Here is a 21,925-nt window from a genome sequence, read left to right as displayed (position 1 = left end):
TTGCAGTCGTTCGACCCGTCCAAGGCGAAACCAGGGAAAAAGACGGCGCGGAGGAGGTCCGCCGCGCCGTCGTCCACCCTAATACGATCCGCTAAGGTACGACTGCAACGGCGCAACTTCAAGGCTGCCGTTCCTAAGCGCGGCAATTGCCTCCACCGCCGCGCGGGCGCCCGCCACCGTGGTGTAGTAGGGGATGTTGTAGGTCAGGGCCGTGCGGCGCAGGCTGAAGCTGTCGGCCAGCGCCTGCGCGCCTTCCGTCGTGTTGATGATGATGTGGACGTCGCCGTTTATCATCGAGTCGACGATGTGCGGCTGCCCTTCGGCCACCTTGTTGATCGCCTCGGCGGGAACCCCGGCGTCGCGGAAGACCGCCGCCGTGCCGGACGTGGCGAGAACGCGGAAGCCCATCTCGTGCAGCTTGCCCGCGATGACCGCCAGGGCGGGCTTGTCGCGGTCCTTGACCGACACGAAGACGGTGCCCTTGACCGGCAGATTGACGCCCGCCCCCAACTGCGCCTTGGCGAAGGCCAGGGCGAAATTGTGGTCCAGCCCCATCACCTCGCCGGTGGACTTCATCTCCGGGCCAAGCACGATGTCGACGCCGGGGAAGCGGGCGAAGGGGAAGACCGCTTCCTTGACGGCGGTGTGCGGCGGGTTCGGGCCGTTCAGCGTGAAGGAGGACAGCTTTTCCCCGGCCATGACGCGGGCGGCGATCTTGGCGATGGCGGTGCCGGTGGCCTTGGCGACGAAGGGAACCGTGCGCGAGGCGCGCGGGTTGACCTCCAGGATGTAGACCATGCCGTCCTTGACCGCGAACTGCACGTTCATCAGCCCGACGACCTTCAGCGCGTGGGCCAGCAGATCGGACTGGCGGTTGATCTCGGCGATGGTTTCGCCGGGCAGCGAGTAGGGCGGCAGGGCGCAAGCGCTGTCGCCGGAATGGATGCCCGCCTCTTCGATGTGCTCCATCACGCCCGCGACATAGACGTCGGTCCCGTCGCACACGACGTCCACGTCCACCTCGATGGCGTCTTGCAGATAGCTGTCGATCAGCACCGGGTTCTTGCCCGACGCCTGCACGGCGGTCGCCATGTAGCGCTGAAGCCCGGCGACGTCGTGGACGATCTCCATGGCGCGACCGCCCAGCACGTAGGACGGGCGGATGACGACGGGGAAGCCGATGCGGTCGGCGACCAGTTCCGCCTCTTCCAGCGACCGGGCGAGACCGTTGGCGGGCTGCTTCAGGTTCAGTTCCTGCAACAGGCGCTGAAAGCGCTCGCGGTCTTCGGCCAGATCGATGGCGTCGGGCGAGGTGCCGAGGATCGGGATCCCGGCGGTTTCCAGCGCCTGGGCGATCTTCAGCGGGGTCTGGCCGCCGAACTGGACGATGCAGCCCAGAACCGTGCCCTCGCGCTGCTCGACGCGGACCAGCTCGATCACGTCTTCGGCGGTCAGCGGCTCGAAATACAGGCGGTCGGCGGTGTCATAGTCGGTGGAGACGGTTTCCGGGTTGCAGTTGACCATGATCGTCTCGATCCCGGCCTCTTGCAGGGCGTAGACGGCGTGGACGCAGCAATAATCGAACTCGATGCCCTGGCCGATGCGGTTCGGCCCGCCGCCCAGAATGACGACCTTGCGCTTGTCGGTCGGCTCCGATTCGCATTCGGCCTCGCCCGACCCGTCGGTCTCGTAGGTCGAATACATGTAGGGGGTGGCGGAGGCGAATTCGGCGGCGCAGGTGTCGATGCGCTTGAACACCGGGGTGACGCCAGCGGCGCGGCGGGCTGCGGCGACGGCCAGCTCGGTGGTCTTGGCCAGTTCGGCCAGACGGGCGTCGGAGAAGCCCATCTGCTTCAGCGCCAGCCAACCGGCCTTGCTGGTCGGCAGACCCTCGGCGCGGACCGCCGCCTCGCGGTCGACGATGCCCTTGATCTGCTCCAGGAACCACGGGTCGTATTTGGACGCGCTTTGCACCTCGGCGATGGTGAAGCCGTGGCGGAAGGCTTGCGCGATGACCAGCAGGCGGTCGGGCGTCGGCTTGGCCAGCGCGCCGCGAATGGTCGAGCGGTCGGGGTTTCCGTCGCCGATCTTCAACTCGTTGAAGCCGGTCAGGCCGGTTTCCATCGAGCGCAGGGCCTTCTGCACCGATTCCTGGAAGGTGCGGCCAATCGACATGGCTTCGCCGACCGACTTCATCGAGGTGGTCAGCAGCGGTTCCGCGCCCTTGAACTTTTCAAAGGTGAAGCGCGGCATCTTGGTGACGACGTAATCGATCGTCGGCTCGAAGCTGGCGGGCGTCGTGCCGGTGATGTCGTTGGTCAGCTCGTCCAGGCGGTAGCCGACGGCCAGCTTCGCGGCGATCTTGGCGATGGGGAAGCCGGTGGCCTTCGACGCCAGCGCCGAGGAGCGCGAGACGCGCGGGTTCATTTCAATGACGATCAGGCGACCGTTCGCCGGGTTCACGGCGAACTGGACGTTCGACCCGCCGGTGTCCACGCCGATCTCGCGCAGCACGGCGATCGAGGCGTCGCGCATGATCTGGTATTCTTTGTCGGTCAGCGTCAGCGCCGGGGCGACCGTCACCGAATCGCCGGTGTGGACGCCCATCGGGTCGAGGTTTTCGATGGCGCAGATGATGATGCAGTTGTCGGCGCCGTCGCGCACGACCTCCATCTCATACTCTTTCCAGCCCAGCACCGATTCCTCGATCAGCACCTCGCCGACCGGGCTGGCGCGCAGGCCGCCGCGCACGATGTCCTCGAACTCCGCCCGGTTGTAAGCGATGCCGCCGCCGGTCCCGGCCAGCGTGAAGCTGGGGCGGATGATGGCGGGCAGGCCGACGACGTCCAGGGCCTCCATCGCCTCGTTCAGCGTCTTGACCATGCGCGACTTGGGCGATTCCAGTCCCAGCTTGTCCATCGCGTCGCGGAACAGGATGCGGTCCTCGGCCTTGGCGATGACGTCGCGCTTGGCGCCGATCATCTCCACGCCCAGCCGTTCCAGCGTGCCGTCGTCGGACAGCGCCATCGCCGTGTTCAGCGCGGTCTGGCCGCCCATGGTCGGCAGCAGGGCGTCGGGACGCTCTTTTTCCAGGATCTTGGCGACGACCGCCGGGGTGATCGGCTCGATGTAGGTGGCGTCGGCCAGACCGGGATCGGTCATGATGGTGGCCGGGTTGCTGTTGACCAGGATGACCCGGTAGCCTTCCTCGCGCAGCGCCTTGCAGGCCTGGACGCCGGAGTAATCGAATTCGCAAGCCTGCCCGATGACGATCGGACCCGCGCCGATGATGCAGATGGATTTGATGTCGGTGCGTTTGGGCATGGGTCCGGTTCTCTAGCGTTTGGTCAGCCGAAAACCCCCAGCCGCCGGAAGCCGGGGGCAGGGAGCGGGCGAGGTTTGTCGTGCAAGGCCCCCTTATAGGGGGTTCGGGTCCGGGGGGGAAGGGGTGGCATGGATGTCGCCGTCACATGACTGCGTTACCATCGGCTCGCGGGATGCGTGATGCCGGGCTTGAACCCCATCGCAAAGGGGGGCATCAATTTGTCAGGACAGCTTTTTGGAGACACGGGACCACCGATGAGCCACGCATTCGCCAAGGACAGCCGCGCCTGCGCCGCCTGCGTCTCCTGGGGGGGCGAGCGGGTGATGTCGGAAGACAACACGCTGGTCCGCGTCGCCCGTCACGGCGTTGAAGGCGAATGCCGCACGGCCAGCAGCCAGGATTACCGCAAGGTCACGAAGGGCTATCACACCTGCCAGGCCTGGGCGCCGCTGCCGACGCTGAAAAAGCATGGCGGGCGGATCGGCGGGCCGACGGCCTCGACCGGCGGGGTTCCGCCCTCGGCCTCCGCCATTCTGGCGACCACCCCGCCGCCCGCTGGCGCTGCGGCGGCGGGGCCATCATCGGCGACCGCCGCAGTGCCGGAGGCCGAAGCGCCGCCCTGTCGCGCCGACCCGCTGGACGTGGACCAAACCCCGCAGGTCCGCGTTCTCTACACCCATTGGCTGAGGCTGAAGCGCAAGCGGGCGATTCCGCTGGCGCGCGAGATCGACACCGCGCAAATCCGCGAAACGGCGCCGCGTATCTGCCTGATGGAGCCGACCGCCGACGGGACGGATTTCGTCTACAAATCCTGCGGGCGGGCCTTGCAACGCCGCCTGCCCCTGCGCCCGACCACCCGCCGGGTGACGGAATGCCACCCGCCGCAAGCCGCCCAACGCTGGCTGGCCGATCTGCGCGCCTGTCTGGAGAGCGGCGAGCCGCGTTGCCTGATGGTGCGCGACGACCCGATGCTGCCGGGAACGCGCTTTGTCGAGCTGCTGCTGCCGTTGGCCGACGAGGACGGCGGTAAGGCGACCCGCGTTCTGGCCTACCGCCACGTTCCCGGCGGCTGAGGGGCCAACTGATGGCGACGGATGGGCCGAAGCCAGAGGGTGAGACGCCAGCGGGCGGCGTCGGCCCGGAGATCGTCGGCGTCTGGCCCGCCGCCGTGTGGATCATCGTCGGAACGCTGGTCTTCCTCGCCCACCCCGATCATTTCGCCGGGTGGAAGGGCGGACTGTATTACGTGCTGGGGACTGGGGTGGTGGCGCTGGTCGGCGGCCTCGTCGGCCTGTCGGCCCGCCGGGCGGTCAACGGCGTCCAGGACCGGCTGTTGACCGAAGTCCGCCACCGCCGCGATTGGGCGAGCTGGTGGGTGGCGCTGGGCCTGCGCGCGCTGCTGGGTCTGCTGGAAGCGGTGGGGGTGACGCTGCTGGCGCTGGCCGCGCTGGATGTTTTGGGGTGACGCAATTTCTGTGATAGTGAGCTTTCGAGTTCATCAATTATTTTGACGCAGCGCCCTTTGCGTTTACTCTTTTCGTTGCATCGTCGTTCGGGCGTCCGGCCCGAGAGCCAACGAATGGGGGGACAACATGGCAAGCGTCAACATTGCGGTGAGCACAGGGTTCAATCAGGAGTTCCGGCAAAATCCGCAAACGTCGCCGGGCTATATTTACAATTACCTGACCAGCGACGAGACCTATTTCGTCAATCAAATCGCGCCGTTTCTGCCAAAATACGTGTCGTTTTCGGCGGATCCGGAGAATGACCCCTTGATCTTCACCACGGATGAGCCGGGGCAGAACGCGCTTCCCTGTTGCAGCACCATTTATCCTTATCCGGGGGACGCTCCGGCGTCTTTGCCGCGACAGCTTGGTTTGCAATTGTCGAACGGGATCACGGTGCAGCTTCAACTGATTGCGCGCACCCTGTCCTTCGCGCCGTTGGCCAGCGAGTCGTCGAGCGAACAATGGGCCAAGGGCGAGATTGAGCGCCAGACGTCGGTGACGTTTCCCGCCGGAAGCGTGTTGCAGGAAATCATCGGCCCGGAGGGGGAGCGGTACGCGCTGGTCGCCGCGTTCAGCGACAGCGGTTACGACGTTGATTCAGTCGATGGCCTTGCCGATTTGCCCCTGCCGACCGGCTACAGCTATCAAAGCTCGGTGCTGACCAGCTATCTGACGCTGGCGGTGGAGAAGACGGCGCACATTCTGATTTGCGGCAGCTTCAACTTTCAGCTTTTTCCAGGCGTTGACTGACGCTTGACGCGCGCGTGTCCCTCTCCTGTTTCGCGCTACGGCATTCACACATCTTCGGTTTAGGCAACTCATTGGAAGAAAAAGAACTTTTCTCCGTCATTCCCGCGAAGGCGGGAATCCAGACTTATCCATAGGGTTCGTCTGGCAAACTCTGGATCCCCGCCTGCGCGGGGATGACGGAAAATCCTTTCCATTTCAATTGGTTGCAGCAAGAAAAAGATGTGTGAATGCCGTAGCCCGTTTTGCGGGAGAGGGACCATTCGCGTTCACTTCACCGCGCTGGCGCTCCATCCCGGTTCGACGCCGGTCATGTCGGGCAGGCGGTGGGCGATGCCCTTGTGGCAGTCGATGCAGGTCTTTTCCCCGGTGAACAGGAAGGTTTCGTGCATCTTCACCGCGCGCGGATTCTGTTTGGTGATGTCCATCGATTCGGCGCTGTGGCAGTTGCGGCATTCCAACGAGTTGTTGGCCTTCAGCCGGTCCCACTCATGCCCGGCCAGCTCGCGGCGCTTGTCGAGGAATTTTTCGCGGGTGTCGATGGTGCCGAAGATCTTGCCCCAGACCTCTTTGGACGCCTGCATCTTGCGGGCGATCTTGTCGGTCCATTGATGCGGGACGTGGCAATCCGGGCAACTGGCCCGCACGCCCGAACGGTTGGTGAAATGGATGGTCTGCTTCAACTCCTCGTAAGGGTTGTCGCGCATCTCGTGGCAACTGATGCAGAAGGCTTCCTTGTTGGTGGCCTCCAGGGCGGTGTTGAAGCCGCCCCAGAACAGCACCCCGGCGACGAAGCCGCCCAAGGTCAGGAAACCCAAGCTGTAATGCACGCTGGGCCGCGCGAAGACGCGCCAGCACGCCGCGACCGCGTTGCGAATCGCCGTGGGGATCGCCATGTTACTTCGCGCCTTCCTTCGCCGGGCCAGCGCCCGAAGTTGCGCCCAGCACCGCGTCGAAATCGCGGAAGCTGTTGCCGACGATGGGCTTGGCGTCGGTCTGCGGCACATGGCACTGGGTGCAGAAATAACGGCGCGGCGACACGGTGCCGAGCGTCTGGCCGTCGCGGTCCTGGAAATGCGTGACCGAGACCATCGGCGCTTGCGAGCCTCCGACGTTTCGGCGGTCGTGGCAGGTCAGGCATTTGTTGACGTTCAGGTCGATCTGGTAATCGCGGACGGCGTGCGGGATCAGCGGCGGCTGGTCGGCGTAATTGCGCACGCGCTTCACGTCGTCAACGATCTCGCGGTTGGTCGCTTCCGCCGGAACGTCCAGCGTGATCGGGTGCGGGCCGGAGGAAACCTGTGGCCCCGGCTTGCCGTCGGCGGCGACGACGCCGGACACGCCCCCCATGAGAAGCGCCGGGATGGCGGCGGTCAAAACCAGGGCGGCGATCAGGATGCGGGTTTTCATGCTTGGTCTCCTCACGCGCTCACGGGGGTGATCTTGACCGCGCATTTCTTGTAGTCGGTCTGTTTGCTGATGGGGTCGGTGGCGTCCAGCGTCACCTTGTTGATGAGCACGGTGTGGTCGAAGAAGGGCACGAAGATCAAACCGCGCGGCGGCTTGTTGCGCCCGCGCGTCTCCACCCGCACCCGAACCTCGCCGCGCCGCGAGGCGACGCGCACCTCCTGCCCGCGCCGGACGTTCAGTTGCTTGGCGTCGTCGGGGTGCATGAAGGCGACGGCGTTGGGGAAGGCCTTGCGCAGTTCCGGCACGCGCAGGGTCATGGAGCCGCTGTGCCAATGCTCGATCACCCGCCCGGTCGAGAGCCAGAAGGGGTAATCCGCGTCGGGCGCTTCGGCGGGCGGCTCATAGGGCAGGGCGAAGACGTTCGCCTTGCCGTCCTTGTTGCCGTAAAAACGCACGCCCTCGCCCGCCTTCACATAGGGGTCGGACCCTTCGCGGTAGCGCCATTTGGTTTCCTGGCCGTTGACCACCGGCCAACGCAGGCCGCGTTCGACGTGATACTGCTCGAAATCCGCCAGATCATGGCCATGGCCGCGCCCGAAGGCGGCGTATTCCTCGAACAACCCCTTTTGCAGGTAGAAGCCGAAGGATTTCGCCTCGAAATTCTCATAGTCCGGGGCGCAGTCGGACAGCGGGAAGCGGTCCACATTGCCGTTGCGGTAGAGCACGTCGAACAGGGTCTTGCCGCGCAGCTCCGGCTTTTTCGCCAGCAGCTCCTCCGGCCACACCTCTTCCACCTTGAAGCGCTTGGAGAATTCAACGATCTGCCACAGGTCCGACCGCGCGCCGTCGGGCGCGTTGACCAACTGCCGCCACAATTGGGTGCGGCGTTCGGCGTTGCCGTAACCGCCCTCCTTCTCCACCCACATGGCGGTGGGCAGGATCAGATCGGCGGCCAGCGCCGTCACCGTCGGGTAGGGGTCGGAGACGACGACGAAATTTTCCGGGTTGCGGTAGCCGGGGAAGGTCTCCTTCGCCGTGTTGGGCGCCGTCTGCATGTTGTTGGTGCATTGGACCCAATAGGCGTTGAGCTTGCCGTCCTTCAGCATGCGGTCCTGCAACACCGCGTGGTAGCCGGGCTTTTCGGGAATCGTGCCGTCGGGCAGCTTCCAGATCTCTTCGGCGTGGCGGCGGTGTTCGGGGTTCGTCACCACCATGTCGGCGGGCAACCGATGGGCGAAGGTGCCGACCTCGCGCGCCGTGCCGCAGGCCGAGGGCTGGCCGGTCAGCGAGAAGGGGCCGTTGCCGGGCTGGGCGATTTTTCCGGTCAGCAGATGGATGTTGTAGCACAGATTGTTGGCCCAGACCCCGCGCACATGCTGGTTGAAGCCCATGGTCCACAGGGACATGACCTTCACCTTGGGGTCGGCGTAGAGCGCGGCCAGCGCCTCCAGCCGGTTCTTCGGCACGCCCGACAGCTCATGCGCCTTGTCCAGCGTGTAGGGGGCGACGAAGGCGGCGAACTCCTCGAAGCTGATCGGGTCGGATTCGGTGGCCTTGTCGGCGTTCTTGGCCTTTTTCTCCAGCGGGTGTTCGGGCCGCAGGCCATAGCCGATGTCGTCGCGCCCACGCTTGAAGTTGCAGTGCTTGGCGACGAAATCCTTATCGACCTTGCCGGTTTGGATGATGTGGTTGGCGATGTAGTTCAGGATCGCCAGATCGGATCCCGGCGTGAAGACCATGCCGATGTCGGCCAGATCGAAGCTGCGATGCTCGAAGGTGGACAGGACGGCGACCTTGCAACCGGGGTGGCTCAGGCGGCGGTCGGTGATGCGGGTCCACAGGATCGGGTGCATCTCCGCCATGTTCGACCCCCAGAGGACGAAGGCGTCGGCGTTCTCCATGTCGTCGTAGCAGCCCATCGGCTCGTCCATGCCGAAGGTGCGCATGAAGCCCATCACCGCCGAGGCCATGCAGTGGCGGGCGTTCGGATCCAGGTTGTTGGAGCGCAGACCCGCCTTCATGAATTTGGACGCGGCGTAGCCCTCATAGATCGTCCATTGGCCGGACCCGAACATGCCGACGGAGGTCGGCCCCTTCTTCTTCAGGGCCTCCTTCCACTTCTCGGCCATGATGTCGAAGGCCTGGTCCCAGGTGATCGGGGTGAATTCGCCCTCTTTGTCGAACTTGCCGTTGGTCATGCGCAGCAGCGGCGTGGTCAGCCGGTCTTCGCCATACATGATCTTGGACAGGAAATAGCCCTTCACGCAGTTCAGGCCCCGGTTGACCTCCGACTTCACGTCGCCGTGGGTGGCGACGACGTGGCCGTCCTTGACGCCGACCATGACGCTGCACCCGGTGCCGCAAAAGCGGCAGGGGGCTTTGGACCAGTTCAGTTTGGCGCCCTCGCCGGTCAGCAGGTTTCCGGCGGAGGCGGGCAGGCTGACGCCCGCCGCCGCTGCGGCGGCTGCGGCGGCCTGCGCCTTCAGATAATCGCGGCGGGACAACAACATGCGGGGCACTCCTGGGCCAGAAAGGCGTCGATTGGGGAGGCGGACGGGGGAACGGACGGGATCAGGGCGCGGCGTGGCTGGCCGCAGGGCCGTCCGTTGGGCCGTCGATGGCGTCCGCCGATTCGTAATGGTGGTAGACCATGGTGGTGGTGTGGACGCCGGGCAGGGCGTTCAGCGCGGCGATGCGGTCCATGACCGCGCCGGCGCTGCGCGTGACCAGCGTCACCACCGCCTTGCCGTTTTCCGACACGCACCACTCCAGCCCGTCGATGGCGCTGGCCGCCGCCTGGATGGCGTCGGTCTGCGCCGGGTTGTGCTGGATGACGAGGCTGGAGATGTGGATCTCCGGCGTCCGGCTGGCGGGCGCGCCAGCGTCGGCGGCGGGCGAGGGCGTCGGGTTGATCGGCATGGCGGCGTCCCTCAATGGGTCAGGATCTGGTAAATCCAGATGGAAAAGCCGTAGGCGCCGACCGAGCCGACGGCGATCAGCGGCCAGACCAGAACGGACAGCGCCAGAAACATCAGCGTTTCGGCGCGGCGGGAGGGGGCGGCGGAGGATGCGGACGGCGGCATGATGGTTCTCGATCCGTCAGGGCGGGTTGGCCCCTAGGTATGAGGCCGTGTCAGACCTTAGTATTGATCCCTTCGGTCGGGGTTGAAATTGACCCAGGTCAAGCCGGGGGATTCTTGCCGCCTGAGCGGCTTTGAAAAGACATTGCTAATCCAAGGGTGTAGGCTTCCCGATCCACCGCCCCACACCGATTGGACCGATTGTCGATGGATGTCCTGCTGTCCTACTGGTCGCACGCCGAAATCATCACCAATGGATTGATTTTGCTCCATCTTCTCGGCGCTCTGGCGCTTGGCATGTTGATGGGGTACGAGCGCTCCTACCATGGTCGGGCGGCGGGGATGCGGACCTATGGGCTGGTCTGCGTGGCGTCCGCCATGCTGACGGTGGTCAACGCCTATCCCGGCATGTGGTACGGCGGCGTTGGGCCGCAGGGGGCGGTCGGGGCGGGCGACCCGACCCGGGTGATCCAGGGCATCGTCACCGGCATCGGCTTCCTCGGCGCCGGGGTCATCATGCGCGAAGGTCTGTCGATCCGGGGGCTGTCCACCGCCGCGTCGATCTGGGCGACGGCGGCCATCGGCGTGACCATCGGGCTTGGCTTTTACATCGTCGCCATCGCGGCGGCGCTGGTCTGCGTCTTCATCATGAGCATGTTCCGCCAGTTGGAAGCCAAGCTGCCGCACCAGACGGTGATCCACATGACTCTGGTCTTCGCCCGCGACCGGGCGCCCCCCGCCGAAGAGCTGCGCGCCAAGGCCAAGGAGTTTGGCTTCGAGGTGACGGATTGGGCCTTTCACCTGAAAAACGGCACCGGCCTGTTTGAGTATCAGCTTGTGCTTCAGGCCAACGGGCTGCTGGATCCGATGACGCTCATCACCGGCTTGAGCGCGACGGATTCGCTGGTGGAGTTCCGTCTGTCGCCGTCGCGGATTTGAAACACAGAAATTGCTTTGATCTCATAAGGTTTTCCGGGGGAAAGTCCCGTTGCGCCGATTCCGTGAGCGTGATGGGGGGAGGCATGGTGGCGAGACGATGGACGGGCCGTTTCCGATGGGGCGCCGCCCTGTTGGTTTGCCTGGCTCTTGCCGTCGGGCTGTTCACTCCCGGCCATGACGTGCGGGCCGACGCGCCGCAGCCCTTGCGTTTGACGGCGGCGACGGCGGGGGCCTCGTTGTCCGGCCATTTCAGCCAATGGATCGACGCCCAACGGGCGCTGTCCTTCGCCGACGTCCTGCGGGCCGACGCCGAGGGGCGCTTTGTCGCCGGGGGGGATTTCCGGGGGGCGGGGCAGACCACGGCGATCCACTGGTACCGCTTTGACCTGTCGCGTGAGGCGGGGACCAGCGCCGATTGGATTTTGGAGATGGGCGAACCTTACATCGACCATCTTGACCTTTACGTCCCGCTCACCCCCGGTCAAACCCCAGCGGGGCCAGAGGACTACCGCGTCATCCGCATGGGCGACTTCGTGCCCTACAGCCAGCGCCCGATGCAGACCCGATTGCACGGCACGCCGCTGGAGCTGCCGGAAGGGAAGGTGCTGACGGTCTATCTGCGCGTCGATTCGGTCAGCGCCATCAGCCTGTCGGCGGCGCTGTGGACGCCCAAGGCCTTCATCGCCCGCCAGACCACGGCGCTGGTGTTCTATGGCATGTTCTTTGGCGTTCTGATGATTTTGGTGGTCGTCTATCTGGCGGTCGGCACGCTGCTGCGCGACGCGGTTTTGCTGACCTACACGGCGCACATCGCGTGGATGCTGGTGTTTTTCCTGTTCGCCACGGGCATTGCGGCGGCGTTTCTGCCCGACGCGCCGGGGTGGCTGATGAATCTGACGGTTGGGGGGCTGGTTCTTCTTGGCACGGCCATCGTCATGCTGTTGTGGGTGCGGCTGCTGAATCTGCGCCGCAACTTTCCCCGGCTCCATCGCGTCTATCGTGGGGTGGCGGTGTTGGCGGTGTTGGCGATTCCGTCGTCGCTGACGCCGTGGTTCGGCGTCGTCAGTCCGGTGATCTCGACCCTTGGGGCCTCGATGGGCTTGGTCAGCGTCATGTTGACCGTGATCCTGATGCGGCGCGATTCACGGGACGGCAGCCTGCGTTTCTATCTGGCCTGCGCTTTGATCTCGATCTTTGGCATGGCGTTGTCGCAATTGAAGCTGCGCGGGGTGTTGCCGTCTGACCTGTCGATCGAGCCTTACCCCATCGCGGCGCTTTTGGGGGCGCTGATTCTGGGGGCCGGGCTGGCGCTGCGCATTCGGCGCTTGCAGACCGAACGGGTGCGGGCCGAGGAAGGCGTCGCCTTCGCCACCAAACAGGCGGAGGAGCAGCGGATCTTCGTCGCCATGCTGTCGCACGAGTTCCGCACGCCGTTGGCCTCCATCGACAGCGCGGCGCAGATGATCGCGCTTGACGTTCAGGACGCGCCGCCCGCGCTCAAGCGGCTGGCCCGCATCCGCAGCACCATCCACAAGCTGGCCGATCTGGTCGACGTGTTCCTGTCCAGCCAGGCGCTGGATCATGGCGCGTTGGCGCTGCAACTGGAATGGATGACGGTTGGCCGCTTGCTCGACGCGGCGATGGATGGGGTGACGGCGGCGGACGCCGAAGCGCGGGTGGTGGTGACGACCCGCGTCGCCGACCGGGAACTGCGCGGCGACCTCCAATTCCTGTGCGTCGCCATCACGAACGTGATTCAGAACGCTCTGCGCTATTCCCCTCCCGACGCCCCGGTGGTGGTGACGGCGGCGGAGGCGCCGGGGGGAATCGCCATCCGCGTCGCCGATCAAGGGCGCGGCATGAGTTGCGAGGAGGTGGCGCGCATCGGCGCCATCTATTTCCGGGCGTCGTCCTCACGCGGGACCAAGGGGTCGGGCGTCGGGCTGTACATGACCCAGAAGATCGTCGTCGCCCATGGCGGGCGGCTGTCGGTGGAAAGCCGAGAGGGGATGGGGTCGGTTTTCATCATCCATTTGCCGACGCCAGCGACGCCCTCCAGGCCCAACGCCGCCGTCTGACCGCCGCTCAATACAGCGTTTTTGGGATCCGTTCGTTCAGCGAGCGCTCATACGCCTCGCCCCCCTCTTGCCCGGCGCTGGCCTCGGCCAGCAGCGCGCCGGTGGACGGCAGGTGGTCGCGCGTCACCTGGGCTGTGGGATCCCACAGGCGGGCGCGCAGCACGGCGCGGGCGCATTGGAAGAACACGGATTCCACGGTGACGACCAGCACCGATTTCGGCGCTTTGCCGTCCACGGCGAAGCTGTCGCACAGCGCCGGGTCCACGTCGATCACCGCGCGACCGTTGACCCGCAGCGTCTCGTTGACGCCGGGAATGAGGAACAGCAGCCCGACGCGCGGATCGCGCAGGATGTTGCGCAGCGAATCGATTCGGTTGTTGCCGCGTCGGTCGGGAATCAGCAGGGTCCGTTCGTCCGCCACCCGCAGGAACCCCGGCGCGTCGCCGCGCGGCGAGGCGTCCAGCCCGTCCGCCCCGCTGGTCGCCAGCACGAAGAAGGGCGACGCCTCAATCAGCGCGCGGTAGCCGCTGGTGAGTTTGGTCACTTCCTTGGCGACGGAGGCGGCGCCCGGTTGGCCGTACAGGGCCTCCAGCGCGGCGAGGTCGGCGATGGGCTGGCTCATGATCGGTTCAGCCCTGCGACAGGAAATAGACGAAATCGATGACCGGGGCCGTCAACCCGAACTGGCTGAGCAGCGTGCTCGCCTGCCCGCGATGGTGGGTCTGATGGTTGAAGACGTGGGTCAGCACCGGGGCGAAGGGCAGCTCCAGGGGAACGCCAGCGGTGTTTTTGTAGGCGAAGACCGCCTCGAATCGCTCTTCCGGCTGGGCGGCGACGACGCGGATGACGCGCTCGTCCTCCGCTTCGCGGGCGGCGCGCAGCGCGGCGAAATCGTCGTGCAGGATCAGGTTCAGGGCGCTGTGCTTGGGGCCGGCCCCCTCGATCCGCTCCAGCCAAATCTGGTCGGCGACCAGCAGATGGTTGAGCGTGCCGCGCACCGAGCCGAAAAACGCGCCGCGATCCTCGCGGAACTGCGCGTCGGTCAGTTCCGCCGCCGTTTCATAAAGCCGCCGGTTGGCCCAACGGTTGTAGAGCGCCAGACGGTCGAAATGGGTTTTCGGGTTCATGATCCTGCCCCGCCGGTGTTGTGTTTCCCTCTCCCGTTCCGGGAGAGGGAAGGGGCCCATGCGTCAGCATGGGAAGGGTGAGGGGGTGGCCGGATGGCGTTGCTTTGAGTCTTGCGAACCCCTCACCCGGCGCTTCGCGCCACCCTCTCCCGAAACGGGAGAGGGATAGAGTTGGAGTTCCCGCGCCTCAAACCCCCGCGCGCTTGGCCGACAGACCGGCGTGCGACAGCAGGACCTCGCGCTTGCCCTGGTGGTTGGCTTGGCCGACCACCCGTTCGGTTTCCATCCGCTCGACCAGACGGGCGGCGCGGTTGTAGCCGATTTGAAGCTGGCGCTGGATGAAGCTGACCGACACCTTGCCTTCGCGCACCACCAGATTGACCGCCTGCATGTAGAGGTCGTCGCCGCTCAGGCCGCCGCCCGCGCCGTTCTCGTCCTCTTCGACCGTCTGGGCCTCTTCCTCTTCCTCGGTGATCGCGGTGACGTAGTTGGGCGCGCCCTGCGCCTTCACATACTGGACGATCTCCTCGACCTCGGCGTCGGAGACGAAGGGGCCGTGGACGCGGGTGATCCGCCCGCCGCCCTGCATGTAGAGCATGTCGCCCTGGCCCAAAAGCTGTTCGGCCCCGGCCTCGCCCAGAATGGTGCGGCTGTCGATCTTGCTCGTGACCTGGAAGCTGATTCGGGTGGGGAAATTCGCCTTGATCGTGCCGGTGATGACGTCCACCGAGGGGCGTTGCGTGGCCATAATCAAATGGATGCCCGCCGCGCGCGCCATCTGGGCCAGACGTTGGATCGCGGCTTCGATCTCCTTGCCCGCGACCAGCATCAGATCGGCCATCTCATCGACGATGACGACGATGTAGGGCAGCGGGGTCGGGTCCTGCGGCGTCAGGTCGAAGACGTTTTCCGGCTCGCCGGGCGGAGTCGGGCGGCGCGGCATCTTTTCGCCCGCCGCGATCATCTCGGCCATCCGGGCGTTGTAGCCCTCGATGTTGCGGACGCCGAGCTTCGACATCGATTCGTAACGGTTTTCCATCTCCCGCACCGCCCAGCGCAGGGCGACGACCGCCTTTTTCGGGTCGGTGACGACGGGGGTCAGCAAATGCGGGATGCCGTCATAGACCGACAATTCCAGCATCTTGGGATCGACCATGATGAAGCGGCAGCGCTCCGGCGGCAGCCGGTAGAGCAGCGACAGAATCATCGTGTTGATGGCGACCGACTTGCCCGACCCGGTGGTTCCGGCGACCAGCAGATGGGGCATCTTGGCCAGATCGGCGACCACGGGTTCGCCGCTGATGTCCTTGCCCAGACCGATGGCGAGCTGCGCCGTGGTGTTGCGGAAGGCGTCGTGGTCGAAGCTTTCGCGCAAGTAAACCATCTCGCGCACCGGATTCGGCAGCTCCACGCCGATGACGCTGCGACCGGGCACGATGGCGATGCGGGCGGTGACGACGCTCATCGAGCGGGCGATGTCGTCGGTCAGGTTGATGACGGTGGCCGATTTGGTGCCGGGGGCCGGCTCGAACTCGTACAGCGTCACCACCGGGCCGGGGCGCACGTCCATGATCTCGCCGCGCACGCGGAAATTCTTCAGGACGGTTTCCAGCATCCGCGCGTTGCGGGCCAGCAAACCTTCGTCATGCTGCTGCGGCGGGCGTGGCGGCGGGTTCTGCAACAGGGTGACGGCGGGCAGCGAATAGACCGCCGGATAGGCGATCGGGCCATCCGACAAGGTGGGGGCCGCCATTGGCGCGCCGTAGGCGGAGGGCGGCAAAGGCGGCAACGCCGAAGGCGGGTCGGCGGTCGGCGGGGTCGGCGACGGCGTGTAGGGCGAGGGCGCGGTCGGCGGCGCCTCCCCCGGCTCGCGCGCCTCATAGGCCCAATCGACGCCGGACATGAAGGCGAAACCGGCGACCACGGCCAGCGCCTCGTCCGCCATGTTGGTGGAATAGACGGTTCCGGCGCGCGGCGTTCCCGGCAACACCTCGACGTCCCACAGCACGCGGCCTTCGCCGCGCGGGTTGGGGACGAGGTTGAAGGGGCGCCCGTTCAGCGCGCACCACAGATTGAACTCGTCGGCGGTGACGACGCCCGCCTGGGTCGGCGGGGCGGCAAGATGCGGCATACGCGACGTCATGCCGAGACTCCCGGCTTCAAAACAGTGGTGGGAAGGGGCGGCAGCGAACTGGGGGCGGGGACGTAGCCGCCGCTGGGCCGGACGGCCAGCTCATAGGCGGCGACCAGCAGCTTGTCGATGGTCACGCCGTCGCTCGACAGCGGCAGGACCAGCCGTTCCCAACTGCGCGTGCGTCCGGCGAAATCGGCGGTGTGGACGCGGGCCAGCGGCAGCCGTTCGCGCCGCACGGCGTCGTATTCCGGTTGCAGGACCGCGCGCTGTTCGGCGGGCAGATCGTCCAGCGTCGCCCCCAGCCGCGAATGGCCGAAGGCGGTGGCCAGCGCCTTGCCGTAATAGGAATAGACGAAGGCGCCGGGGTCATTGGCGTCGTCGCCGATCACCTCGAAAACGACGATGTGGTCCTTCCAGGGCCGCAGATCGGCGGGGGCGATGCTGCTGGGGGTCGGCAGGCCGCCCGCGTTGCATTTGGTTAGCCAGAAATCGAGCAAGCCGCTGAGATACGGCGTGGCCAGCTCGGCTTTTTTCTGTGTCATCGACGATCATGGCTTGGCGGGCGGCGCCCCGGGCGCATGACGACACGGGAGCTTTCAAGGACCGCCCGAACCATACCCGCAAGCCGCCCCGCCGCGCAACGCCCCCGGCGCGGACAGGGCTTTGCCGGTCACGGCGCGCAGGTCACGCCGGTGCCGCCCAACCCGCAATAGCCGTTGGGGTTCTTCGCCAGATATTGCTGGTGGTAGGCTTCGGCGAAGTAAAAGGTCGGCGCGGCGCGGATTTCTGTGGTGATCGGGCCGTAGCCCGCCGCGCTCAACCGGGCCTGATAGGCGTCGCGGCTGGCGATGACCGTTTCCATCTGGGCGGCGTCGTGGGTGTAGAGGGCGGAGCGGTATTGCGTGCCGACGTCGTTGCCCTGGCGCATCCCCTGGGTCGGGTCGTGCGCCTCCCAAAAGGCGCGCAGCAGATCGGTCAAGGCGATTTTGGCCGGGTCATAGACGACTCGCACCGCTTCGGTGTGGCCGGTGCGGCCCGAACAGACCTCTTCATAGGTCGGGTTGGGGGTGTGGCCGCCCTGATAGCCGACCGCCGTCACCCAGACGCCGGGGATTTTCCAAAACTTGCGCTCCGCCCCCCAGAAACAGCCAAGCCCGACGTCGAGGATCTCCAACCCTGCGGCGTAGGGCGGCGTCATCGGGTTGCCGTTGACGTGGTGGCGGGCGGGAACCGCCATGGCGTCGGCCCGACCGGGAAGCGCCTCGGTCGCCGCTGGCAGAGTGGCGGGCTTGCGCAGGAATTGGCCGAACATGGGGGACGCTCCGTTCTCGGGGGTGGAGACACAGATGTCGTGCGGCGCGGGCGCGGCGGCAAGCGTCGGGGGGCCGCCGCGCCGTTCACCTTTTCGTCAGCGGGGCGTGACCGCCAGCGCGTGAATCAGAATGGCGGCGGTGGCGGCGACGTTCAGCGATTGGACGCGCCCGCCGCCGGGAATCGTCAACAGCGCTTCGCAGGCGGCCAGCGTGGCGGGCGGCGCGCCGTCCTCCTCGTTGCCCAGCACGACGGCCAGCGGGCGGCGGTCGCGGTCGGTGGCGGACAGGCCGGAGACGTCGATGGTCGGGCGTTTGGGATCCAGCGCCGTGCCGACCACCCGATGGGTGGCGCGCAGACGCTTGAGCGCCAGCGGCAGATTGTCGGCTTTGAACAGCTCCACCCACTCGAACCCGCCCTCGGCGACGCGGTAGGCGGCTTCGGACGGCAGGGCTTGGCCCGGATGGTCGGACAGCAGGACGCGCGGCAGGCCGAAAAAGGCGGCGGTGCGCAGGATCGCGCCCAAATTGTGCGGGTTGCCGACGCCGTCCAGGATCAGCAACGGCTCGCTCCAGCGCCGGGCGGCGTCGCCGTCAAAGGCGGGCACGGCGCGCGGGGGGGCCATCAGGGCGACGACGCCGCCATGCAGCACGGTTCCGGCGACCTTCGCCAACTCCTCGGCCTCGACCATGCGGTAAGGCTTGCGGGCGGCGGCCATCGCCTTGCAAAAGGCCCCGACCGCCGGTTTCAGCCGCTCGTCGAAGAACAGCCGCTCGACGCGGGCCGGGTCGTGGGCGAACAGGGCCGACACGGCGGACAGCCCAGCGACGCGGAACAGCTTGCGCGACTCATCCGGCTCGCGCGGCGGCGTGGCGGGGCGGACAGGAACCGGGCCGGGCCGGTTGGCGCGGGGATGGGCGGGGCGGGGCGGGCGACCGGGCGGCGGCATGGGCGGGATCCTGAGCGTCGGGTCAGAGCAGCTTGACGACCAGGAAACCGCCGACCAGGGCGACGGCGACGGCGCTGGTGACGAGGGTCAGGCGCTTTTCAATGAAGGCGCGCACCGGCTCGCCAAAGAAATAGAGCAGCGCCGCGACCAGGAAAAACCGCATCGCGCGCGAGATGATCGACGCGCCGACGAACACCCACAGATTCAACTGCGCCACCCCGGCGGTGATGGTCAGCAGCTTGTACGGAATGGGCGTCATCCCCTTAATCAGGATGATTTCCGCGCCATACTCGATGAATGTCTGGCGCATCGCCTCGAACTTGTCGGTCAGATGGTAGAAATCGATGACCCAGCGCCCGACCGTCTCGTAGAGGAAATAGCCGATGGCGTAGCCGAACAGCCCGCCGATGACCGACGCCAGCGTGCAGATGGCGGCCAGCCGCCACGCCGCGTGCCGGTTGGCGATGACCATCGGCACCAGCAGCAGATCGGGCGGCAGCGGGAAGAAGGAGCTTTCGGCGAAGGACACCCCGGCCAGCCAGCCGGTGGCGTTTTTCGACGCCGCCTTTTCCATGGTCCAATCATACACGCGCTTCAACATGGGGGATGCCGCCCTCAGGGTCACTTGGGAAGCGCTCTTGTAACCGCGCCGCGCCGATCCCGCCAGTGATGTTCCGGCGTCCGGCCCGCGCTCAGGCGGCCAGAGCCGCCGGAACGTGGTTGCCGTTGACGGCGCCGGCCGCCGGGACCGCGCTTTGCCGACGGGCGGCGCGGCGGTCGCCGATCAGGCGGGCGATGTTGCCGACGGCGGCCATCCCGTCCGACGCGATGGCGAAGGGCGACATCACCAGAATGTTGTGGCTGACCCAGAACAGCCCGGCGACCAGCAGGAACAGGCGCATCCGCGTGGTGTTGGACTGCCAACGCGCCGTGGTGGACAGGCTGATGCCGATGCTCGACAGCGCCGAGGGCAACCCGGCCCAGGTGGCGACGGCCACCACGGCGATGCCCGGCACGGTGGCGGCGAACAGCGCGGAGTGCCAGCGGCGGCGGGTTTCCGGCAGCGCCGTCAACACCTGCGTCACCACCAGCGCGCAGAGCGCGGCGGCGGTGTAGGCCCCCAGCAGGATGAAATGGGTGATGAACAGAAGGTTGGTCACGGCCTGTCCCACCAGCAAGCCCCGGCGCCGCTTCATCAGCGGCCACAGGCAAGAGCCAGCGAAGGCCGCCGCGCCAAAGGCGTCAGCGGCGGAGATGGACAGCGAGGACAACATCATGACGGCGGACTCGAAGAATGAGGCGGATCGGGGGGCGGGCGCGCGGGCGCGATCCCGGCGGGCGATGGCCGGGGCGGTCGGTCGGTGTGGGGGTGGTTGGTGTCGCCAAACGGCAACGCTGCTGCCCAGCGGCAACAGAACGCAGATCTACGCCTCTCCCCGCCGTATCACCAGAGAGGCTCCGGCCACCCAGGGCTGCACGGCGCGCATGGAAGGAAAACAGCCCGGCGTGAACAGAAGGAGTCAGGCGGGCGCGTCCGTGATCGGTTCGTCGGCGCTTGGCGCGTCGTCCGGCGGCGGCGGTTCCTTCAGCACGCCGTCCAGCCAGTCCAGATGCGGGGCGGCGGCCTTGCGCGCGTCCTCTTGCACCCGGCGGTAACGGGCGACGACCTCTTGCCCCAGCGGCGTCAACCCGGCGCCGCCGCCCTCGCGCCCGCCGACGCTGGTCCGCACCACCGGCTCGCGAAAGGCGCTGTTCATCGTCTCCACCAGGAACCAGGCCCGGCGAAAGGTCATCTCCAGCGCCCGCGCGGCGGCGGAGATCGAGCCGGTGCGGTCGATGGCCTCCAACAGCGCGATCTTGCCGGGACCGATGGCGCCCGACGGGTGCAGAAAACGAACGCGAATGTCGGAGGCCATGATCGACCCTCTTCCAATGACGGGCGGGTCCAATGGGGGGCCAGGAAACCGCCCGCCATTGGAGCGCGCGCCGAGGGGATCCGTCAATGGCGCGTCCAACCGCCTGACCGCGTGTCCGGCGGCCACTGTGACGTCGAAGGCTGCGGATCAGGAGGCGGCGGCCTGCGAAATCAACCAGCCATTCACCCCGACGTAAAAGGCCAGCGTGCCCAGCCCCATGACGGCGTTGAACAGGCGGCTGAGTCGGGGGGAGGATTTGTGCAGGCTTTGCATGACCACCACGGTGAAGGCGGCCAGAAAGATCGACGCGAAGCTGGTGGCCTGGACGCCGTCGGCCAACGTGAAGCTGGAGGCGGGCGGCAGCATGTTGTCCACCACATATTTGTTGCCGATGGCGGCGAACACGGCGGCGGCGCACAGGCCGATGCGCGATCCGCCCATCGCCTCGAAGCTCAGCGGGAAGGTCAGCATCGACAGCAGGAAGGCGACGCCGAAGCCGATGAAGGTGCTGAGCAGCAGGCGCAGCCCGTGCCGTTTCATCGTGATGGTGGCGACCACGCGCGAATAGACGCTGGTCCCCTGCAAGGTCGGGTCGCCGTAGCTGGTGTTGTAGGTGACGTCGACGTCGCGCACCCGCAGCCCCTCGATGGTCCAGCCGGGAACCTCGACCGAGGAGTCGATTTTGCTGTTGGCGGCGTCGGCGACCAGCTTCACCGCGCTGACGTCGGACTGGGCGTCTTCCAGGATGATGCTCAACTCTTGCCGGTCGAAGGGGAAATGGGTGGTGTCCCACGCCTCTTGGATCGTCGCGTTGTATTTCGCTTGCTGCCAGTTCACGCCCTTGCTGGCGTCCAGACCGGCGAATTTGGCCGTCGCCGTTTTGGCGTTGGTGATCTCGACGGTCTGGGTCGGGTTGTATTTTTCGTCGTTGTGCAGAAACCACGCCCAGAAGGTGGCGGTGAAGCTGCGCTTGGCCATGTCGAAATCATAGAGTTGGGTGATGAACAGCCCGGTCTTCACGCTGATCGGCCCGGCGGGCGGGGCAGGGGCGGGATCGGCGGTTGGTTCGGTCGCCGGGGCGACGACGGGAGCGGCGGTCGGCGTTGACGGCGCTGGCGCCATGGTCAGGCCCGGTTCGGTCTCCGCGACGGCGGGGCGGGCCAACGCGCTCATTCCCAGAAGAACAAGCGCCAGCGCCAACATCCGCAGCGGGCGCCGCGACGTGGGAAATGACGAACGGAGTGTGGCGACCATGGAACCCCCACCAAGCAGCGTGCAATGACCATGCTTGCCGTCGGGTCGCCGCCCGTCAATCAGGGGCGCCTCTGATGCCGAGGGCAGGGCATGACCGCGCGGGCGGTCGGAGGATGGGGGCTTGAGAATCGACGCCGCCGCCGGAAT

Annotated in this window: 21 protein-coding genes; 5 read left to right on the top strand and 16 right to left on the bottom strand. The window is 66.6% G+C overall.

Annotated elements, in window-relative coordinates; all coding sequences use genetic code 11:
- Positions 1-78: 78 nt before the first annotated feature.
- Positions 79-3,324, bottom strand: coding sequence for a carbamoyl-phosphate synthase large subunit (gene carB, locus ACODS4_RS07745; RefSeq protein WP_488862347.1), 3,246 nt, complete (start codon positions 3,322-3,324; stop codon positions 79-81).
- 255 nt (positions 3,325-3,579) lie between these two features.
- Here carB and ACODS4_RS07740 point away from each other — a divergent pair, with 255 nt between their 5' ends.
- From ACODS4_RS07740 to ACODS4_RS07730, 3 genes are all read left to right on the top strand, one after another.
- Positions 3,580-4,398 carry a PAS domain-containing protein gene (locus tag ACODS4_RS07740; RefSeq protein WP_488862345.1) on the top strand — a complete coding sequence of 273 codons (819 nt, stop codon included), beginning with the start codon at positions 3,580-3,582 and terminating at the stop codon, positions 4,396-4,398.
- 11 nt (positions 4,399-4,409) lie between these two features.
- Positions 4,410-4,790, top strand: a complete 381-nt coding sequence (locus tag ACODS4_RS07735; RefSeq protein WP_488862343.1) for a hypothetical protein — start codon at positions 4,410-4,412, stop codon at positions 4,788-4,790.
- Between the two features lie 127 nt (positions 4,791-4,917).
- Entirely contained in the window at positions 4,918-5,583 is a 666-nt protein-coding gene (locus ACODS4_RS07730) for a hypothetical protein (protein WP_488862341.1), read from the top strand.
- Between the two features lie 266 nt (positions 5,584-5,849).
- Here ACODS4_RS07730 and ACODS4_RS07725 read toward each other — a convergent pair whose 3' ends face one another.
- The 5 genes from ACODS4_RS07725 to ACODS4_RS07705 form a co-directional block, all read right to left on the bottom strand.
- Positions 5,850-6,476, bottom strand: coding sequence for a NapC/NirT family cytochrome c (locus tag ACODS4_RS07725; protein WP_488862339.1), 627 nt, complete (start codon positions 6,474-6,476; stop codon positions 5,850-5,852).
- Between the two features lies 1 nt (position 6,477).
- Complete coding sequence (locus ACODS4_RS07720; RefSeq protein ID WP_488862337.1) at positions 6,478-6,990, bottom strand: nitrate reductase cytochrome c-type subunit; 513 nt, start codon at positions 6,988-6,990, stop codon at positions 6,478-6,480.
- 11 nt (positions 6,991-7,001) lie between these two features.
- Positions 7,002-9,500, bottom strand: coding sequence for a nitrate reductase catalytic subunit NapA (gene napA, locus ACODS4_RS07715; protein ID WP_488862335.1), 2,499 nt, complete (start codon positions 9,498-9,500; stop codon positions 7,002-7,004).
- A gap of 61 nt (positions 9,501-9,561) precedes the next feature.
- The gene (locus ACODS4_RS07710; protein ID WP_488862333.1) at positions 9,562-9,909 is read right to left on the bottom strand and encodes a chaperone NapD; all 348 of its coding nucleotides are present in this window, start codon (positions 9,907-9,909) and stop codon (positions 9,562-9,564) included.
- 11 nt (positions 9,910-9,920) lie between these two features.
- Positions 9,921-10,073 carry a periplasmic nitrate reductase, NapE protein gene (locus ACODS4_RS07705; RefSeq protein WP_488862331.1) on the bottom strand — a complete coding sequence of 51 codons (153 nt, stop codon included), beginning with the start codon at positions 10,071-10,073 and terminating at the stop codon, positions 9,921-9,923.
- Between the two features lie 204 nt (positions 10,074-10,277).
- Between ACODS4_RS07705 and ACODS4_RS07700 the strand changes: the two genes are divergently transcribed.
- Complete coding sequence (locus tag ACODS4_RS07700) at positions 10,278-11,009, top strand: MgtC/SapB family protein (RefSeq protein ID WP_488862329.1); 732 nt, start codon at positions 10,278-10,280, stop codon at positions 11,007-11,009.
- Between the two features lie 83 nt (positions 11,010-11,092).
- Positions 11,093-13,087 (top strand): sensor histidine kinase, encoded by a 1,995-nt coding sequence (locus ACODS4_RS07695; protein WP_488862327.1) that lies wholly within the window; start codon positions 11,093-11,095, stop codon positions 13,085-13,087.
- Between the two features lie 7 nt (positions 13,088-13,094).
- Here the strand turns inward: ACODS4_RS07695 and ACODS4_RS07690 are convergent, their stop codons facing one another.
- From ACODS4_RS07690 to ACODS4_RS07645, 10 genes are all read right to left on the bottom strand, one after another.
- Positions 13,095-13,709 carry a pyridoxamine 5'-phosphate oxidase family protein gene (locus tag ACODS4_RS07690; protein ID WP_488862325.1) on the bottom strand — a complete coding sequence of 205 codons (615 nt, stop codon included), beginning with the start codon at positions 13,707-13,709 and terminating at the stop codon, positions 13,095-13,097.
- Positions 13,710-13,716: 7 nt separating this feature from the next.
- Entirely contained in the window at positions 13,717-14,214 is a 498-nt protein-coding gene (locus tag ACODS4_RS07685; RefSeq protein ID WP_488862323.1) for a DinB family protein, read from the bottom strand.
- A gap of 187 nt (positions 14,215-14,401) precedes the next feature.
- Positions 14,402-16,357, bottom strand: coding sequence for a DNA translocase FtsK (locus tag ACODS4_RS07680; RefSeq protein ID WP_488862321.1), 1,956 nt, complete (start codon positions 16,355-16,357; stop codon positions 14,402-14,404).
- Complete coding sequence (locus tag ACODS4_RS07675; protein ID WP_488862319.1) at positions 16,354-16,890, bottom strand: PAS domain-containing protein; 537 nt, start codon at positions 16,888-16,890, stop codon at positions 16,354-16,356. Before ACODS4_RS07675 ends, ACODS4_RS07680 begins: the two co-directional genes overlap by 4 nt.
- Positions 16,891-17,018: 128 nt before the next feature.
- Positions 17,019-17,660, bottom strand: a complete 642-nt coding sequence (gene msrA / locus ACODS4_RS07670) for a peptide-methionine (S)-S-oxide reductase MsrA (RefSeq protein WP_488862317.1) — start codon at positions 17,658-17,660, stop codon at positions 17,019-17,021.
- A gap of 96 nt (positions 17,661-17,756) precedes the next feature.
- Positions 17,757-18,608 (bottom strand): TrmH family RNA methyltransferase, encoded by an 852-nt coding sequence (locus ACODS4_RS07665; RefSeq protein WP_488862315.1) that lies wholly within the window; start codon positions 18,606-18,608, stop codon positions 17,757-17,759.
- Between the two features lie 22 nt (positions 18,609-18,630).
- Entirely contained in the window at positions 18,631-19,209 is a 579-nt protein-coding gene (locus ACODS4_RS07660) for a YqaA family protein (RefSeq protein ID WP_488862313.1), read from the bottom strand.
- Positions 19,210-19,300: 91 nt separating this feature from the next.
- A complete protein-coding gene (locus ACODS4_RS07655) occupies positions 19,301-19,885 on the bottom strand; it encodes a YgjV family protein (protein ID WP_488862311.1) in 585 nt (194 codons plus the stop codon).
- A gap of 243 nt (positions 19,886-20,128) precedes the next feature.
- Positions 20,129-20,524, bottom strand: coding sequence for a winged helix-turn-helix domain-containing protein (locus tag ACODS4_RS07650; protein WP_488862309.1), 396 nt, complete (start codon positions 20,522-20,524; stop codon positions 20,129-20,131).
- Positions 20,525-20,671: 147 nt separating this feature from the next.
- Positions 20,672-21,778, bottom strand: coding sequence for a hypothetical protein (locus ACODS4_RS07645; RefSeq protein ID WP_488862307.1), 1,107 nt, complete (start codon positions 21,776-21,778; stop codon positions 20,672-20,674).
- Positions 21,779-21,925 lie beyond the last annotated feature (147 nt).

Source organism: Azospirillum sp. FG154 (assembly GCF_057809575.1).
This window is presented reverse-complemented; position numbering and strand designations above follow the sequence as displayed.

What these genes read in the sequence shown, in the direction of transcription:
- ACODS4_RS07660 (WP_488862313.1), bottom strand. Translation starts at nt 19,209, where the DNA reads ATGTTGAAGCGCGTGTATGATTGGACCATGGAAAAGGCGGCGTCGAAA.
- ACODS4_RS07650 (WP_488862309.1), bottom strand. Translation starts at nt 20,524, where the DNA reads ATGGCCTCCGACATTCGCGTTCGTTTTCTGCACCCGTCGGGCGCCATC.
- carB (WP_488862347.1), bottom strand. Translation starts at nt 3,324, where the DNA reads ATGCCCAAACGCACCGACATCAAATCCATCTGCATCATCGGCGCGGGT.
- ACODS4_RS07665 (WP_488862315.1), bottom strand. Translation starts at nt 18,608, where the DNA reads ATGCCGCCGCCCGGTCGCCCGCCCCGCCCCGCCCATCCCCGCGCCAAC.
- napA (WP_488862335.1), bottom strand. Translation starts at nt 9,500, where the DNA reads ATGTTGTTGTCCCGCCGCGATTATCTGAAGGCGCAGGCCGCCGCAGCC.
- ACODS4_RS07690 (WP_488862325.1), bottom strand. Translation starts at nt 13,709, where the DNA reads ATGAGCCAGCCCATCGCCGACCTCGCCGCGCTGGAGGCCCTGTACGGC.
- ACODS4_RS07730 (WP_488862341.1), top strand. Translation starts at nt 4,918, where the DNA reads ATGGCAAGCGTCAACATTGCGGTGAGCACAGGGTTCAATCAGGAGTTC.
- ACODS4_RS07710 (WP_488862333.1), bottom strand. Translation starts at nt 9,909, where the DNA reads ATGCCGATCAACCCGACGCCCTCGCCCGCCGCCGACGCTGGCGCGCCC.
- ACODS4_RS07680 (WP_488862321.1), bottom strand. Translation starts at nt 16,357, where the DNA reads ATGACGTCGCGTATGCCGCATCTTGCCGCCCCGCCGACCCAGGCGGGC.
- ACODS4_RS07700 (WP_488862329.1), top strand. Translation starts at nt 10,278, where the DNA reads ATGGATGTCCTGCTGTCCTACTGGTCGCACGCCGAAATCATCACCAAT.
- ACODS4_RS07685 (WP_488862323.1), bottom strand. Translation starts at nt 14,214, where the DNA reads ATGAACCCGAAAACCCATTTCGACCGTCTGGCGCTCTACAACCGTTGG.
- ACODS4_RS07740 (WP_488862345.1), top strand. Translation starts at nt 3,580, where the DNA reads ATGAGCCACGCATTCGCCAAGGACAGCCGCGCCTGCGCCGCCTGCGTC.
- ACODS4_RS07720 (WP_488862337.1), bottom strand. Translation starts at nt 6,990, where the DNA reads ATGAAAACCCGCATCCTGATCGCCGCCCTGGTTTTGACCGCCGCCATC.
- ACODS4_RS07655 (WP_488862311.1), bottom strand. Translation starts at nt 19,885, where the DNA reads ATGATGTTGTCCTCGCTGTCCATCTCCGCCGCTGACGCCTTTGGCGCG.
- ACODS4_RS07735 (WP_488862343.1), top strand. Translation starts at nt 4,410, where the DNA reads ATGGCGACGGATGGGCCGAAGCCAGAGGGTGAGACGCCAGCGGGCGGC.
- ACODS4_RS07705 (WP_488862331.1), bottom strand. Translation starts at nt 10,073, where the DNA reads ATGCCGCCGTCCGCATCCTCCGCCGCCCCCTCCCGCCGCGCCGAAACG.
- ACODS4_RS07725 (WP_488862339.1), bottom strand. Translation starts at nt 6,476, where the DNA reads ATGGCGATCCCCACGGCGATTCGCAACGCGGTCGCGGCGTGCTGGCGC.
- ACODS4_RS07645 (WP_488862307.1), bottom strand. Translation starts at nt 21,778, where the DNA reads ATGGTCGCCACACTCCGTTCGTCATTTCCCACGTCGCGGCGCCCGCTG.
- ACODS4_RS07695 (WP_488862327.1), top strand. Translation starts at nt 11,093, where the DNA reads ATGGTGGCGAGACGATGGACGGGCCGTTTCCGATGGGGCGCCGCCCTG.
- msrA (WP_488862317.1), bottom strand. Translation starts at nt 17,660, where the DNA reads ATGTTCGGCCAATTCCTGCGCAAGCCCGCCACTCTGCCAGCGGCGACC.
- ACODS4_RS07675 (WP_488862319.1), bottom strand. Translation starts at nt 16,890, where the DNA reads ATGACACAGAAAAAAGCCGAGCTGGCCACGCCGTATCTCAGCGGCTTG.